Origin of the sequence: Vibrio sp. OPT20, from assembly GCF_963889365.1 — a bacterium.
GTDB classification, from domain to species: Bacteria; Pseudomonadota; Gammaproteobacteria; order Enterobacterales; family Vibrionaceae; genus Vibrio; species Vibrio splendidus.
In genome coordinates this window covers 33,703-47,789 of the sequence record NZ_CAWPOA010000041.1, presented here as the reverse complement: position 1 = coordinate 47,789, position 14,087 = coordinate 33,703, and the positions used below count along the sequence as shown (strand labels likewise).

Below are 14,087 nucleotides of genomic sequence, written 5' to 3'. Positions count from 1 at the left end.
GCCCTTCCTTGAATTATCCGAGCACCAACCTCATATACTTTTTATACCCAAAGATAAGAAATATTAAGAGGCCCTACTCGTGACTACCATTGTATCTGTACGTCGTAATAATAAAGTCGTCATCGCGGGTGATGGACAAGTATCTCTAGGCAATACTGTAATGAAGGGCAATGCCCGTAAAGTACGTCGCCTATACAACAATAAAGTACTGGCTGGTTTTGCTGGCGGTACGGCAGATGCTTTCACGCTATTCGAAAAATTTGAAAGCAAGCTGCAAATGCACCAAGGCCACCTAACCAAAGCTGCCGTTGAGCTGGCGAAGGATTGGCGTAGCGATCGTGCTCTACGTAAATTAGAAGCACTGCTAGCAGTCGCGGATGAAACCGCTTCACTGATCATTACTGGTAACGGTGACGTCGTTCAACCAGAGAACGACCTGATTGCGATCGGTTCGGGCGGTAACTTCGCTCAAGCAGCAGCGACTGCACTATTAGAAAATACTGATTTAGATGCTCGTGAAATCGCAGAAAAGTCGCTGAACATTGCTGGCGATATCTGTGTATTCACCAACCATCACCACACTATTGAAGAACTAGAAAGCACCGTTGAGCTGCCAAAGCCAGAGTAACGACCGCTTCCATCAATAACGTTGTATTCAACAGTGATTAAAGAATTAAGGAAAAACCATGTCTGAGATGACTCCTCGCGAAATTGTTCACGAACTCAATCGCCACATTATCGGCCAAGACAACGCTAAGCGTTCAGTGGCTATCGCTCTACGTAACCGCTGGCGTCGTATGCAGCTTGAAGAAAGCCTGCGTGTTGAAGTTTCGCCAAAAAACATCCTGATGATTGGCCCAACGGGTGTGGGTAAAACTGAAATTGCTCGCCGTCTAGCGAAACTCGCTAATGCGCCGTTCATCAAGGTAGAAGCGACTAAATTCACCGAAGTTGGCTACGTTGGTAAAGAAGTTGAGACCATCATCCGAGATCTAACGGACGTTGCGATCAAGATGACACATCAACAAGCGATGGAAAAAGTACAATACCGCGCTGAAGAGCAAGCTGAAGAACGTATTCTTGATGCACTTCTACCACCAGCACGTGATGCTTGGGGTCAGAACGAGCAATCAACGGAAGACACCACCTCTTCAAACACTCGCCAAATTTTCCGCAAGAAACTGCGCGAAGGTAAGCTAGACGACAAAGAGATTGAAGTTGATGTAGCCGCGCCGCAAATGGGCGTTGAAATCATGTCACCTCCTGGTATGGAAGAGATGACCAACCAGCTGCAAGGCATGTTCCAAAACCTAGCGGGCGACACCAAGAAAAAGCGTAAGATGAAAATCAAAGACGCATTCAAAGCACTGACGGAAGAAGAAGCTGCGAAGCTTGTGAACCAAGAAGAGCTAAAAGAGAGCGCGATCTTCAACGCTGAAAACAACGGCATCGTATTCATCGATGAGATCGACAAAATCTGTAAGCGTGGCGACAGCTCAGGCCCAGACGTATCTCGTGAAGGTGTTCAGCGCGACCTACTGCCTCTAATCGAAGGCAGCACAGTATCAACGAAGCACGGCATGGTTAAAACTGACCACATCTTGTTTATCACATCAGGTGCTTTCCAAGTGGCTAAGCCATCTGACCTGATCCCTGAACTGCAAGGTCGTCTACCAATCCGCGTAGAACTTGAAGCACTATCAGCACATGACTTCAAACGTATTCTTACTGAACCAAAGGCGTCACTGACCGAGCAGTACATTGCCCTGATGAAAACAGAAGATGTCGGCATTGAGTTCACTGAAGATGGCATCAACCAGATTGCAGACGCAGCATGGCGTGTGAACGAAACCACTGAAAACATCGGTGCGCGTCGTTTACACACAGTCATGGAGCGCCTAATGGATGAAATTTCATTTGACGCAACAGACCGAGCAGGCAGTAAATTGCTGATTGATGAAGCTTATGTAATATCTAAGCTTGGTGAGCTCGTAGAAGACGAAGACCTAAGTCGCTTCATCCTGTAGCACACAAAACTCCAACTTATTGCTCTATCTCAAAGAAATAGCAGCTAATAAGCGAATTCAAGGCCCACTTTCGAGTGGGCTTTTTATTACCCGAAAAATGGGCGTATACTCAAATCACAGTTTGAAACGAAGACTTACAAAGAAATAGACCTACGATGAAACAATCTCTACTGATTTGGCTTGATGCCGCACGACCAAAAACTCTGCCTCTCGCACTCGTCTCTATTCTTACAGGAAGTAGTTTAGCATTCGCCGGCGGTCAGTTTTCTCTATCAATAGCCCTACTGGCTTTTTTAACTGCCACCTTATTACAAATTCTGTCGAACCTAGCCAATGACTATGGCGACGCAGTAAAAGGCACCGACAACGAAAACCGTCTGGGGCCAACACGCGCAATGCAATCCGGCGCGGTGACCGCGAAAACCATGAAGCAAGCGATCATCCTCAACATCGTGTTTACCATGCTCGCTGGGCTGATTCTTATTTTTCATGCCTTAACCTCGATTGAGAGTATCTTATCTTTCATCGCGTTAGGCGTATTAGCCATAATGGCTGCCATCGCTTACACAGTGGGCAATAAACCTTATGGTTATATTGGCCTTGGCGACTTATCGGTATTTATCTTCTTCGGTTTGTTAGGCGTTTCAGGCACATACTTCCTACACACTGGTCATGTTGAACCAAGCCTATTTCTTCCGGCCTTAGGCTGTGGATTAATGGCGGTTGCGGTACTCAACATCAACAACATGCGTGATATAGAGAACGACAGCGAATGTGGTAAGCGCACTATGGCGGTTCGCCTAGGGCAACGCAAAGCCAAGCACTATCATTTTGCACTGCTTGGTCTCGCCCTTGCTTCTTTCGCTATCTACCTACTGATTCAAGAAAAACCGGTCTGGATCAGCCTGCCGTTTTTATTGAGCATTGTTATTGTTTACAAACATGGCAAGGCCGTTTGGGAAACCGAAAAACCAGCGCAGATTGCACCAATGATGCCAGTGATTGTGAAATGCTCACTGGTCACTAACCTATTGTTTGCAGGGGTTGTCGTAGCTCAAACTCTATTGAGTTAAATGAGACTAATCATTGCAAAGGGATCAAGCACCGATATACTCAAAGTAAGCTCATTGTTCAAAAGGTATACTAATGGAATACAACACTTCAGCACTGTGCGACATATATTTGGATCAAGTTGATGTCGTGGAGCCCATGTTTAGCAACTTCGGTGGACGTGCATCCTTCGCAGGACAGATCACGACATTAAAGTGTTTTGAAGACAATGCTTTGATTCGCTCCGTATTAGAGCAAGATGGTCTGGGACGTGTGTTGTTAATCGATGGTGGCGGCTCACTACGCAAAGCGCTGATCGATGCTGAGATTGCCCTACTTGCCGAAGACAATGAGTGGGAAGGTATTGTGGTTTACGGCTGTGTTCGTGAAGTCGATGAGCTAGAAGACATGAACATTGGTATTCAGGCTTTGGCTTCTATCCCTGTTGGTGCGAGCCAAGAAGGTGTCGGCGAATTGGACGTACCGGTCAACTTTGGCAGCGTGACCTTCTTACCGGAAGATTACCTCTACGCTGACAACACCGGCATTATTCTTTCGGCAGAGCCTTTAGATGTAGAACTTGATCTGGATGTTGAAGAAGAAGAGATCGAGTAACTCTCACTCAGCTTCAAATAATAAAACAAACCATAAGAACACGAAGCATAAGAATACAAACAAAAACGCCCGCTACTCAGTAGCGGGCGTTTTTTTAAATCTGAAGAGTCAATTACTCTACGTCATCCATTTTACCAAGAAGGTTACGGATGCGATCTTGCCACGCTGAATGCTCTTCCTGCATTTGCTGAGTTTTTTGCTCTAGCTCGTGACGGCTTTCTTTAAGCTCACCAGCTTCTGTTGCTAGTGCTTGTTTCTCTTCTTTAAGCTCTTCCACTTCCATTTGAAGAAGTGCAATTGTATCTACTGCTGTTTGAATTTTTGCTTCTAGCTGCTCTAGTACTTCAAAAGACATTCTGGCCTACCTTTAAGTTATCCGTTTGATGGTGAAGGTCTACTCCACTTATTTCCCCATTCTACTCAGCAGAGCAAGGATAAACACTCAATATATTCGATATTTTGCGCCATTCGATGAAAAAAACAGCGCTTTTTACCGAATATTGACGTGAATTATTACTACCGCGACAACAGACTGATTATTTTGATGAATATTACCTGTTTTCACCCGCAAATTGATCAAGAGCAATCCCCAAAAAACAAAAAGGCAAACGTTTCCTTTGGGATATGGTAAAATTCGCCGCGAAATTTCTATTCCCCTTTTGAAAATTTTGGAGTCCGCATGAAACGCGATTTAGCAATGTCATTCTCTCGTGTCACTGAAGGTGCAGCACTAGCTGGTTACAAGTGGCTTGGCCGCGGCGATAAAAACGCTGCAGATGGCGCTGCTGTAGAAGTAATGCGTAGCCTACTGAACAAAACCGAAATTAGCGGCGAGATCGTTATCGGCGAAGGTGAAATCGATGATGCACCTATGCTATACATCGGCGAAAACGTCGGTATTGGCGGTGATGCAGTAGATATCGCCGTTGACCCAATTGAAGGGACACGCATGACAGCAATGGGCCAATCAAATGCATTGGCTGTATTGGCTGCAGGCGAAAAAGGTAGCTTCCTAAAAGCGCCTGACATGTACATGGAAAAATTGGTTGTTGGCCCTGGTGCAAAAGGCGTGATTGACCTAGAACTGCCACTGACAGAAAACCTAGAAAACATTGCGAAAGCACTAGGTAAAACACTCGATACGCTGGTAGTAACCACACTGGCTAAACCACGTCATGATCAAGTGATTGCCGACATGCAAGCGATGGGCGTTCGTGTATTCGCAGTGCCAGACGGTGATGTTGCTGCTTCTATCCTCACGTGTATGCCAGACAGTGAAGTCGACGTAATGTACTGCATTGGCGGCGCGCCTGAAGGCGTGGTTTCGGCTGCGGTTATTCGCGCACTCGACGGCGACATGCACGCACGTCTGCTTCCTCGTCATGAAGTAAAAGGCGATACAGAAGAGAACCGCAAACACGGTGAGCTTGAGCTAGAGCGTTGTGCTGAAATGGGCGTAACGGCGGGTATCGTGTTGAAGATGGAAGACATGGCTCGTAGCGACAACGTTGTATTCTCTGCAACGGGTATTACTAAGGGTGACCTACTAGAAGGCATCACTCGTACAGGCAATATCGCAACTACAGAAACACTGCTTATCCGTGGCCGCTGTCGTACTATTCGTCGCATCAAGTCTATTCACTATCTAGAACGTAAAGACCCAGAAGTGATTGGTCACATCCTGTAAACCTAAACTAGGTTCAACAGAACACGCGAAGGCTGATACCAAGTATCAGCCTTTTGTTTTATTGGCCATCAATAACCTGTGCATTTCACCTACGCCATAGTAAATGGTTTGCTTTATAAACACCTTGCCTCATAATAGTAAGGTTCATTAGGTAGAGATAGTATGAAAACAAGCGACAAAATCTTACAGACCATTAAGCGTCAAGGCGCGGTAACCGCGAAACAACTGTCAGAAGAATTTGGCATGACGACAATGGGTGCCAGACAGCACCTACAAAGTTTGGAAGATGACGGTATTCTTGCGTTTCATGATGTTAAAGTAAAAGTGGGTCGCCCGACTCGCCACTGGTCCCTGACTCAACAAGGCCATGGTCAATTTTCAGATCGACACGGTGAGCTCACCATTCAAGTGATCGATGCTGTCGAGAATCTGTTTGGTAAAGAGGGGTTAGCTAAGGTTGCGGCCGAGCGTGAACAACACACCCTTAAGCAATATCAAACCGCGCTGTCTGATTGTGACTCGCTGATCAGCAAGCTTAAAAAACTCACCCAGCTGCGTGAAGACGAAGGCTACATGGCTGAACTTCAAGAGCATGACGATCACTACATCTTGATCGAGAACCACTGCCCTATCTGCAAGGCTGCGACTCGCTGCCCTAGCCTGTGCCAATCTGAGCTCAATGTTTTCAAAGAATTACTCAAAGATGAATGTCATGTGAGCCGCACTGAACACATCATTACTGGCGAGCGTCGTTGTACTTATACCTTAACGCCAAGTTACTGATCCTGTCTCAATATTGAGAAAACACCAATAGATTAAAATTTGTACAAATTTCTTTCTTAAGCTTAAAGCATATGAAACATGCTTAATGCTAAGGAAGGAATCATGGCACATCCACAGCCCAATCAAAAACTGCCCCCTTTTGATGAACTGGTCCAACTCGCGAAAAGCGATCCGAAAGCATTCAATCAATTCAAACACGAGATGTGCGAACAGATGATTTGCTCAGCCTCAGAGACCATGCAAAACAGGCTTCGCGCTCAACAAAGTCATATCGATTTAGTCGTCAGCCGCTGCAAGAATCCACATCACGCTAATGTTGTTCTGATGCAAGAGCTGCGCTGTCAGGTCTGTAAATTCCAAGATGCACTCAAAGGCCGCTGCGATTTTGAAGAATCTCTGCCTGAAAATGTCGTGCCTTTTAGACCCAATACAGAACCAAAAATGTACTGAAAGCTAAAATGTATTAGTGAAAAAAACGCATTAAAAACAAAATGCCTTAGAACAAAAAAGGGAGCGCAATGCTCCCTTTTTACTGATGAATCATCCAATCTTTAAACGGGATCTTCACCGTAATCATTGCGGCCTTCAGTGCCTTTCATCAAACCACATTCTACCAAGATCCACAAACCACACACTAGTGCAGCAACCGTTGCCACCATGTGAATAGGCGATACTGGCTCTGTCGTAGTCGCAGCCATAGGTGATGCAAGTCGCCCGAGTACGAGCGGTACATTCAGCAATAGCCAGTAGTTAGACTTGTTGCGGTCATGCCAGCGCTTAGCGGTAACAGCAAGATCTGGAATAACAAGTAATAGAAGGAAGATTGGTAACAGGAGATAGGAGTATGCTGGGAACAAAACCGAGATACCGGTGGCAAAACCAGTAATCGCGATATAGTAGAAAATATTCCAAATCCAGTAAGTCTTACGACCAATTCTCCCTTTGAAAGAGAGCAGTAAATCTTTCATCGACATCTTAAATACTCAAAAAATTAATACGCTACCAAAAAGTTAGCAGCAAATAGTTAGTTAATCACTTTTAGTTCGTTGATTATTTTTAGCTAGTTAATCACTTTCTGAAAGCAACTTTTATCCATATCCCTTATGTTGACCGTTAGGCTGCGGATATGGCTTGCCTGTTCTTGTAAGGTTTGCATCAACAAACGCGACAATTCTCTTTTCTGTTCTTCGGTACGCCCTGAAAGTAACTCGAAGCTAATATGAACAAAATCCACATTGTCCTCTTCATCACCGACCAACCAGTTATGACAGCGCAATGAACGAGACTTCACAGAAGGTACATCAAACAAACCACAGTTTAATGTAACTTGATGAAGATCTTCTAGTAAACCTTGGATATTCACTCGCTCATCCACTGAATTTGAGTACTCTAGAACTAGATTCGGCATTATTACTTCCTATTGTTAACGCAATCGTTTGTCCCTTAATAGCAACTAACGATGAAAAATCCGAGAAGTTAGCTATTATTCTGTCTGCCGGATCACTGATATATGCTCAAAATCTACTCTGACCATTGAGTAAGATCCAAGAAAGTCATGACCACAGTCATGATCTGTTGATATTATTCTGTTATATTATTTCGTAATAAAGTTTACTTTTTTACATTCGATTTATTTAAATACTTTGGAGATATTCCTATGCGTCATCCTGTAGTTATGGGTAACTGGAAACTAAACGGCAGCAAAGAAATGGTTGTTGATCTACTAAACGGTCTTAACGCTGAACTTGAAGGCGTAACAGGCGTAGACGTAGCAGTTGCTCCACCAGCACTTTTCGTTGATCTTGCTGAGCGTACGCTTACTGAAGCGGGCAGCGCGATCATCCTAGGTGCTCAAAACTCTGACCTAAACAACAGCGGTGCATTCACTGGCGACATGTCTCCAGCAATGCTTAAAGAGTTCGGCGCATCTCACATCATCATCGGTCACTCTGAGCGTCGTGAATACCACGCTGAGTCTGACGAATTCGTTGCTAAGAAATTCGCATTCCTAAAAGAGAACGGCCTAACTCCAGTTCTTTGTATCGGTGAGTCTGATGCACAAAACGAAGCAGGCGAAACTGTTGCTGTATGTGCTCGTCAACTTGACGCTGTTATCAACACTCAAGGTGTTGAAGCTCTTGAAGGCGCTATCATCGCTTACGAACCAATCTGGGCTATCGGTACTGGTAAAGCAGCTACAGCTGAAGATGCACAACGCATCCACGCTCAAATCCGTGCACACATCGCAGAGAAATCTGAAGACGTTGCTAAGAAAGTTGTTATCCAATACGGCGGTTCTGTTAAGCCAGAAAACGCAGCAGCTTACTTCGCACAACCAGACATCGACGGTGCTCTAGTTGGCGGCGCAGCTCTAGACGCGAAAAGCTTCGCAGCTATCGCTAAAGCAGCAGCTGAAGCAAAAGCTTAATTTAAACTTCACCGTTTAGATTAGATGAAAGGTCAACTTAGGTTGGCCTTTTTTGATCTCGCTCGAAAACCACCACCCCCAACCTCTTTTTTGTACTGAGCTCTTTGTAACTTAATAACATTCCGGTTTATTGGACTGCGTTATGAAAATTTATATACAAGCTCATCTAAACACATTTCGAAAACATCTCAGAAACAACATGCCTCAACCAGAACGCAAGCTATGGTTTTATATACGGAACAAGCAGCTTGGTATTAAGTTTCGCAGACAACATAGCATCGGAAAGTACGTCGTGGATTTCTTCTGCTGTGAACTAAAACTGGCTATTGAGATCGATGGTAATAGCCACTTTACAGAACAAGCTCAGGCTTACGATCACCAGCGCACACGAGACTTAAACAAGATTGGAATCAAGGTGCTTCGCTTTACCAATAATGAGGTTAATCAGAATCTTGAAGAAGTTTTGGTAAAGATCATGAATTCAATTCCCAAATAAACTTCTATGTACATATCCCCCTCTAACTCCCCCTTATTTCAACATTCTCGATTACCCTGCCGATCTAAGATAAGGGGGAGAACTTTCTTTGTGTACTTAGATTTCTAGGCTAACTGAAACCACAAAGTGTTCAATGAATCGCTATTTGGAAAACTTATATTAATAGCTAAAATTTGTTGTAGTCGGTATATGTTCCAACAAATACGGAACTGTTCCTCCCCTTTCCAAAGAAAGCTAAAGGTATCTGTGAACCTGACTTAAGGGGAGGCTAGGAGGGGATTTTACAATGAATCAAAAGAACGACAGGCACAAAAAAACCGCTGATAAATCAGCGGTTTTTAAATTCTTTAAGCGAACGCTAAACGTGGCTTAGAACAACTCTTCTGCAACGCGGAACAGCTCAGAACGGTCTGGGTTCTGCATGTTCTCGATACAGTCGATGATGTCGTGGTGAACAAGCGCTTCTTTCTCGATACCAACACAACGACCACCGTGGCCTTCTTGAAGAAGGTGAACAGCGTAGTTACCCATGCGAGAAGCCAGTACTCGGTCAAATGCAGTCGGGCGACCACCACGTTGGATGTGACCAAGAACCGTTGCACGAGTTTCACGACCTGTTGAAGCTTCGATCTCTTTCGCTAGTTCATTCGCATCCATCATTAACTCAGTTAGAGCGATAATTGCGTGCTTCTTACCTTTCGCAATACCATCTTGGATATTGCTGATAAGCTGATCTTTATCTAGGCCAGTCTCAGGTGTGATGATGTACTCACAACCACCCGCGATTGCTGACATAAGCGTAAGGTCACCACAGTGACGGCCCATGATTTCAACAATAGAAATACGTTGGTGAGAAGAAGACGTGTCACGTAGACGGTCGATTGAATCAATAACAGTGTTAAGCGCTGTTAGGTAGCCGATTGTGTAGTCAGTACCCGCGATATCGTTATCGATTGTGCCTGGAAGACCGATACATGGGTAACCCATCTCAGTCAGTTTCTTAGCACCCATGTAAGAACCGTCACCACCGATAACAACTAGTGCTTCGATACCGTGCTTCTTAAGGTTCTCGATGCCTTTCTCACGAACCGCAACGTCTTTGAACTCAGGGAAACGTGCAGAACCTAAGAAAGTACCACCACGGTTGATCACGTCAGATACGCTTGAACGGTCAAGCTTTTCGATACGGTCTTCAACAAGGCCTTGGTAGCCATCGTAAATGCCGTAAACTTCAATGCCAACTGATAGCGCAGTACGAACTACACCACGAACTGCTGCGTTCATGCCTGGAGCGTCACCACCACTGGTCAAAACACCGATCTTCTTAATCATGCTCACCCTCGATTTTTGGGAATCTATTATTCAATTCTTATTCTTGCTGATTGTATATCAACAAGATTTTAAATCTATATTTGTGCGTTATGTTACATTTCCTCAACAGGAATAGCACTTAAATCGCGTAAAATTATGTAACATTTCTACTTCTGTAAGAGTATTACAGTTTTACTCAGTAACTTTGTTGATTCACATCAGAATCAACATTAATTGTTACTAAGGTGGTTTTTGAATCACCGAAGAATTAGTAATTTTTACTCACTTTAGTTCAAAAGCCACCTACTTACCATTTGCCAACCCTTTTTTAGCTCGCTTACCATGAGTGAAATTTCTGCTGCTTCTCGGGTCCAAATACGACCGAATACGGGTCTTGATGAATTAATACATCAGCATCAGGGAAAACGGAGATAAGCTTGTCTTCTACTTCGTCAGAAATGCGGTGCGCTTCAATAAGTGGGATATTATCTTCGAGTTCTAAATGCAATTGAATGAACCGAACAGGCCCTGAACGACGCGTTCTTAGTTGATGCACGCCAAGCACACCTTCCACACTCAGCGATGTCTCTTTTATCTGTTTTAATTCTTCATCTGGCAGCTTTCTATCAAGCAAAGATTGAATGGCTTCTGTTGCCATTTGGTAGGCACTGTAAAGAATGTAGATACCGATACCAATCGCGAATACCGAGTCCGCTTGACCAATGCCAAACCAGCTCAGTGCTAGCGCGAGCATGATCGCTGCATTCATATAAAGGTCGGATTGATAATGCAGTGAATCGGCGGCTATCGCTTGGCTGCCCGTTTTGCTGACAACATGTTTTTGGAATCGAACCAAACCAAAGGTCATTACGATCGCGAACAAGCTGACATAAATACCAATTTCAGGAGAGTTCAGCTCATGCGGTCGGAAGAAACGCTCAATACCATTAAGAATAAGGAAACAAGCGGAACCGGAAATAAACATCGCTTGTGCTAATGCAGCAAGAGATTCTGCCTTACCATGACCAAAGGTATGCTCTTTATCGGCAGGCTGAAGAGAGTAGCGAACCACCACTAGGTTGACGACAGAAGCGGCGATATCCAACAGCGAATCAACCACAGAAGCTAATAAACTGACTGAACCTGTCACCCACCACGCAGCAACCTTCACAACCAATAATATGGAGGCAATGATGGTGGCAGCCCAAGCGGCGAGCGTAACTAAACGTGCGTATTCTTGTTTCATAAATTGGCTATAAAGTGACTGGTAGCACAAAGTATAACCCGCAAACAACCGATTGAATATGACAGCCATGATGTAATACATTCATTTTTGAAGATCAAAAAAGCGGCACTAGGCCGCTTCTTTCTAAACACTTTCAATCAATTCAGCTTTCTCAAGCCATGAATTACTTGTCTTTGTTCATGCGTTTTTCCATTTTGTCAGCACACTTCGCCATGCGCTCTTGTTGGATTTCTTTCAGCTGAGTCTTTTGCTCAGGCGTTAGTACGCTCATCATTTGGTGTTGCTTCTTAAGCATCGCAACACGACGCTCTGTTTGCTTCTCAACCATTCGGCTTGCTAGGTCGTTTGCTGCAGCTTCATCAAAAGTATCAGCTAGAACTAGATCTTGAACTTTCTCGTGATGCGCTTTCATTTGCGCCATTTTATCTGCTTTGTTGCCTGAGTGTTTTGCTTTCATCTCAGCGCGGTTCGCTTCGCGCATCTCTTTTAGTTCTGTTTTTTGAGCATCCGTCAGGTCTAGTTGGCGCATCACTTTCTTATCGAAGCCACCACACTTACCGTGCATACCTTTGTGATCACCTTTATCACCACCGCCGTATGCAAACGCACTCGCTGTACCTAACATAAGTGGAAGTGCCGCAGCTACTAGTACAAGTTTCTTAGTCATTTTCATAATTGTTGCCTCGATTCGGTATAATAAGTCATGTATTGCGTCTGTTTCTCAGCGCTTAGATATAGATTAGTCTTTCCCTCGTAAAGTGACGTTTAGAAAGCGTAAAGAATCGTAAAGAGTGAAAGTTGACGAATAATTAGCAGTATTATTAACCTGTAAATAGTAGATAACCGATTAAGGCTTCCCAATGGCGAACATTCTTCTTATTGATGACGACACAGAACTAACCAGCTTACTTAAAGACATCCTAAGCTTTGAGGGCTTCACTGTTTCCGAAGCCAATGATGGCTATGCGGGGCTTGACGCTATCAATGATGAGATTGATCTGATTCTTTTGGATGTGATGATGCCGCGCCTTAACGGTATGGAAACGCTAAAGAAACTGAGAGAAAACTGGGAAACACCAGTATTGATGCTGACTGCCAAAGGCGAAGAGATCGACCGTGTTATTGGCCTTGAACTTGGCGCAGATGATTATTTGCCAAAGCCGTTCAGTGACCGAGAACTGCTCGCTCGTATTCGTGCCATCTTGCGTAGAACACAGACTAACACCGCGCCTAAATCAGCCAGCGACATCATTCAATACCAAGACATCGAAGTATTCCCTGGCAAGCAAGAGGCTTACTGTAATGGACAGATTATCGATCTCACCACCACAGAATTCGCTTTACTGAGCCATCTCATCCAAAACCCAGGACAAGTGATCACCAAGGAAGCACTGAGCTTGGATGTTTTAGGCAAAAGGCTGGCGGCGTTTGACCGTGCGATAGACATGCACATCTCCAATCTACGCAAGAAGATTCCAGAACGTACTGACGGTAAGTCTCGCATCAAAACCTTACGAGGCCGTGGCTACTTATTGGTAGAGGAAGATTAATGCGCATCCCTAAAATCACCAGCTTATATGGACGTATCTTTGCTATCTTTTGGTTCACCATGTTACTGGTGCTTTTGTCGGTGCTGTCACTTCCCCATTTAGACCCTCGAGTGGCGCGAGATGTGCCTGCAGATCACCTCGATAAACTCGAGCGTATCGCTAAAATCACAGAGAAACGCTACGCCAAAGAACCTAATCTAGGCAAAATTGTGTTCCAACTAGAGGCACCACGTAGCCGCAAGGATTCTCGTGCTCGTATCTATTTAACCGACCTAGAAGGCGCTGTCCTTACGTCGAAAAGACATTCGGACTATAAGCTTAAAGCGATTCGCAACTTTGTTACCTCGATTGATAACCCTGAAGTACCAAAACAGAAACTATACGGACACTACATGGTGGCAGGGCCAGTACCTATCACACTCGCTGGTGAAGAATTACTGATGTATGCCGGAGTAAAATGGAACCAACCACCGCCATTTTTGCTACGACTGTTTGATAGACCTTTACAACTGTTGCTTGCGGTAATGCTAGCAAGCACCCCGCTATTGCTATGGCTAGCTTGGGCATTGAGCCAACCCGCACGTAGGCTAGAGCGCGCAGCGCAACGCGTAGCAAAAGGGCAATTTGAGGTCGACCCTCAACTTGAAAAAGGCACCTCAGAATTCAGACAAGCGGGTGAAAGCTTTAACCAAATGGTGGAAGCGGTAAACCAGATGATTTCGGGGCAACAGCGCCTACTTTCTGATATCTCACACGAACTGCGCTCGCCATTGACTCGTCTACGCATGGCTAATGCACTGGCAATTCGTAAGCAAGGTGAGAGCCAAGAATTAGAACGTATTGATACCGAAGCGCAGCGTTTGGAACAAATGATCAGTGAGCTACTGACGCTAT

At 44.7% G+C, this 14,087-nt stretch carries 17 protein-coding genes; 11 read left to right on the top strand and 6 right to left on the bottom strand.

Annotated elements, in window-relative coordinates; all coding sequences use genetic code 11:
* Positions 1-79: 79 nt before the first annotated feature.
* The 4 genes from hslV to rraA all read left to right on the top strand — a co-directional run bounded on the left by hslV (position 80) and on the right by rraA (position 3,692).
* The gene (gene hslV, locus AACR09_RS08775) at positions 80-628 is read left to right on the top strand and encodes an ATP-dependent protease subunit HslV (RefSeq protein WP_004729692.1); all 549 of its coding nucleotides are present in this window, start codon (positions 80-82) and stop codon (positions 626-628) included.
* A 58-nt stretch (positions 629-686) separates the two neighbouring features.
* A complete protein-coding gene (gene hslU / locus AACR09_RS08770; protein ID WP_017077598.1) occupies positions 687-2,027 on the top strand; it encodes an HslU--HslV peptidase ATPase subunit in 1,341 nt (446 codons plus the stop codon).
* Between the two features lie 155 nt (positions 2,028-2,182).
* Entirely contained in the window at positions 2,183-3,100 is a 918-nt protein-coding gene (locus tag AACR09_RS08765) for a 1,4-dihydroxy-2-naphthoate polyprenyltransferase (protein ID WP_017080187.1), read from the top strand.
* Between the two features lie 73 nt (positions 3,101-3,173).
* Positions 3,174-3,692 (top strand): ribonuclease E activity regulator RraA, encoded by a 519-nt coding sequence (gene rraA, locus AACR09_RS08760; RefSeq protein WP_004729695.1) that lies wholly within the window; start codon positions 3,174-3,176, stop codon positions 3,690-3,692.
* Between the two features lie 112 nt (positions 3,693-3,804).
* Here rraA and zapB read toward each other — a convergent pair whose 3' ends face one another.
* Entirely contained in the window at positions 3,805-4,047 is a 243-nt protein-coding gene (gene zapB, locus AACR09_RS08755) for a cell division protein ZapB (protein ID WP_004729696.1), read from the bottom strand.
* A gap of 324 nt (positions 4,048-4,371) precedes the next feature.
* Here zapB and glpX point away from each other — a divergent pair, with 324 nt between their 5' ends.
* From glpX to AACR09_RS08740, 3 genes are all read left to right on the top strand, one after another.
* On the top strand, positions 4,372-5,379 hold the full coding sequence (gene glpX / locus AACR09_RS08750; protein ID WP_004729697.1) for a class II fructose-bisphosphatase: 1,008 nt from the start codon (positions 4,372-4,374) through the stop codon (positions 5,377-5,379).
* Between the two features lie 162 nt (positions 5,380-5,541).
* On the top strand, positions 5,542-6,162 hold the full coding sequence (locus AACR09_RS08745; protein WP_004729698.1) for a helix-turn-helix transcriptional regulator: 621 nt from the start codon (positions 5,542-5,544) through the stop codon (positions 6,160-6,162).
* A gap of 102 nt (positions 6,163-6,264) precedes the next feature.
* Complete coding sequence (locus tag AACR09_RS08740) at positions 6,265-6,612, top strand: DUF3135 domain-containing protein (protein ID WP_017086006.1); 348 nt, start codon at positions 6,265-6,267, stop codon at positions 6,610-6,612.
* Between the two features lie 101 nt (positions 6,613-6,713).
* Here AACR09_RS08740 and AACR09_RS08735 read toward each other — a convergent pair whose 3' ends face one another.
* Together AACR09_RS08735 and AACR09_RS08730 are read right to left on the bottom strand one after the other, a co-directional pair.
* Positions 6,714-7,136: a DUF805 domain-containing protein gene (locus AACR09_RS08735; protein WP_004729700.1), complete on the bottom strand. Its 423-nt coding sequence runs from the start codon at positions 7,134-7,136 to the stop codon at positions 6,714-6,716.
* A gap of 86 nt (positions 7,137-7,222) precedes the next feature.
* Positions 7,223-7,570 (bottom strand): 5-carboxymethyl-2-hydroxymuconate Delta-isomerase, encoded by a 348-nt coding sequence (locus AACR09_RS08730; RefSeq protein WP_004729703.1) that lies wholly within the window; start codon positions 7,568-7,570, stop codon positions 7,223-7,225.
* Between the two features lie 249 nt (positions 7,571-7,819).
* On the opposite strand from AACR09_RS08730, the gene tpiA reads away from it, so the two are divergent.
* Together tpiA and AACR09_RS08720 are read left to right on the top strand one after the other, a co-directional pair.
* A complete protein-coding gene (gene tpiA, locus AACR09_RS08725) occupies positions 7,820-8,590 on the top strand; it encodes a triose-phosphate isomerase (RefSeq protein ID WP_004729704.1) in 771 nt (256 codons plus the stop codon).
* A gap of 142 nt (positions 8,591-8,732) precedes the next feature.
* On the top strand, positions 8,733-9,086 hold the full coding sequence (locus tag AACR09_RS08720; protein ID WP_193834796.1) for an endonuclease domain-containing protein: 354 nt from the start codon (positions 8,733-8,735) through the stop codon (positions 9,084-9,086).
* Between the two features lie 369 nt (positions 9,087-9,455).
* Here AACR09_RS08720 and pfkA read toward each other — a convergent pair whose 3' ends face one another.
* From pfkA to AACR09_RS08705, 3 genes are all read right to left on the bottom strand, one after another.
* Positions 9,456-10,418 (bottom strand): 6-phosphofructokinase, encoded by a 963-nt coding sequence (gene pfkA / locus AACR09_RS08715; RefSeq protein WP_004729705.1) that lies wholly within the window; start codon positions 10,416-10,418, stop codon positions 9,456-9,458.
* Positions 10,419-10,734: 316 nt separating this feature from the next.
* Positions 10,735-11,643: a CDF family cation-efflux transporter FieF gene (gene fieF / locus AACR09_RS08710; RefSeq protein WP_026012358.1), complete on the bottom strand. Its 909-nt coding sequence runs from the start codon at positions 11,641-11,643 to the stop codon at positions 10,735-10,737.
* 163 nt (positions 11,644-11,806) lie between these two features.
* A complete protein-coding gene (locus tag AACR09_RS08705; protein ID WP_193834794.1) occupies positions 11,807-12,316 on the bottom strand; it encodes a CpxP family protein in 510 nt (169 codons plus the stop codon).
* Between the two features lie 187 nt (positions 12,317-12,503).
* Between AACR09_RS08705 and AACR09_RS08700 the strand changes: the two genes are divergently transcribed.
* Positions 12,504-13,193, top strand: a complete 690-nt coding sequence (locus AACR09_RS08700) for a response regulator (RefSeq protein WP_017077587.1) — start codon at positions 12,504-12,506, stop codon at positions 13,191-13,193.
* A partial coding sequence (locus AACR09_RS08695) for a HAMP domain-containing protein (protein WP_228010487.1) occupies positions 13,193-14,087 on the top strand: 895 nt, incomplete at its 3' end. The genes AACR09_RS08700 and AACR09_RS08695, both read left to right, overlap by 1 nt.

Bases quoted from the DNA above. Each gene is read 5' to 3' on its own strand.
- hslU (WP_017077598.1), top strand. From the start codon at position 687: ATGTCTGAGATGACTCCTCGCGAAATTGTTCACGAACTCAATCGCCAC.
- AACR09_RS08765 (WP_017080187.1), top strand. From the start codon at position 2,183: ATGAAACAATCTCTACTGATTTGGCTTGATGCCGCACGACCAAAAACT.
- rraA (WP_004729695.1), top strand. From the start codon at position 3,174: ATGGAATACAACACTTCAGCACTGTGCGACATATATTTGGATCAAGTT.
- zapB (WP_004729696.1), bottom strand. From the start codon at position 4,047: ATGTCTTTTGAAGTACTAGAGCAGCTAGAAGCAAAAATTCAAACAGCA.
- glpX (WP_004729697.1), top strand. From the start codon at position 4,372: ATGAAACGCGATTTAGCAATGTCATTCTCTCGTGTCACTGAAGGTGCA.
- AACR09_RS08745 (WP_004729698.1), top strand. From the start codon at position 5,542: ATGAAAACAAGCGACAAAATCTTACAGACCATTAAGCGTCAAGGCGCG.
- AACR09_RS08740 (WP_017086006.1), top strand. From the start codon at position 6,265: ATGGCACATCCACAGCCCAATCAAAAACTGCCCCCTTTTGATGAACTG.
- AACR09_RS08735 (WP_004729700.1), bottom strand. From the start codon at position 7,136: ATGTCGATGAAAGATTTACTGCTCTCTTTCAAAGGGAGAATTGGTCGT.
- AACR09_RS08730 (WP_004729703.1), bottom strand. From the start codon at position 7,570: ATGCCGAATCTAGTTCTAGAGTACTCAAATTCAGTGGATGAGCGAGTG.
- tpiA (WP_004729704.1), top strand. From the start codon at position 7,820: ATGCGTCATCCTGTAGTTATGGGTAACTGGAAACTAAACGGCAGCAAA.
- AACR09_RS08720 (WP_193834796.1), top strand. From the start codon at position 8,733: ATGAAAATTTATATACAAGCTCATCTAAACACATTTCGAAAACATCTC.
- pfkA (WP_004729705.1), bottom strand. From the start codon at position 10,418: ATGATTAAGAAGATCGGTGTTTTGACCAGTGGTGGTGACGCTCCAGGC.
- fieF (WP_026012358.1), bottom strand. From the start codon at position 11,643: ATGAAACAAGAATACGCACGTTTAGTTACGCTCGCCGCTTGGGCTGCC.
- AACR09_RS08705 (WP_193834794.1), bottom strand. From the start codon at position 12,316: ATGAAAATGACTAAGAAACTTGTACTAGTAGCTGCGGCACTTCCACTT.
- AACR09_RS08700 (WP_017077587.1), top strand. From the start codon at position 12,504: ATGGCGAACATTCTTCTTATTGATGACGACACAGAACTAACCAGCTTA.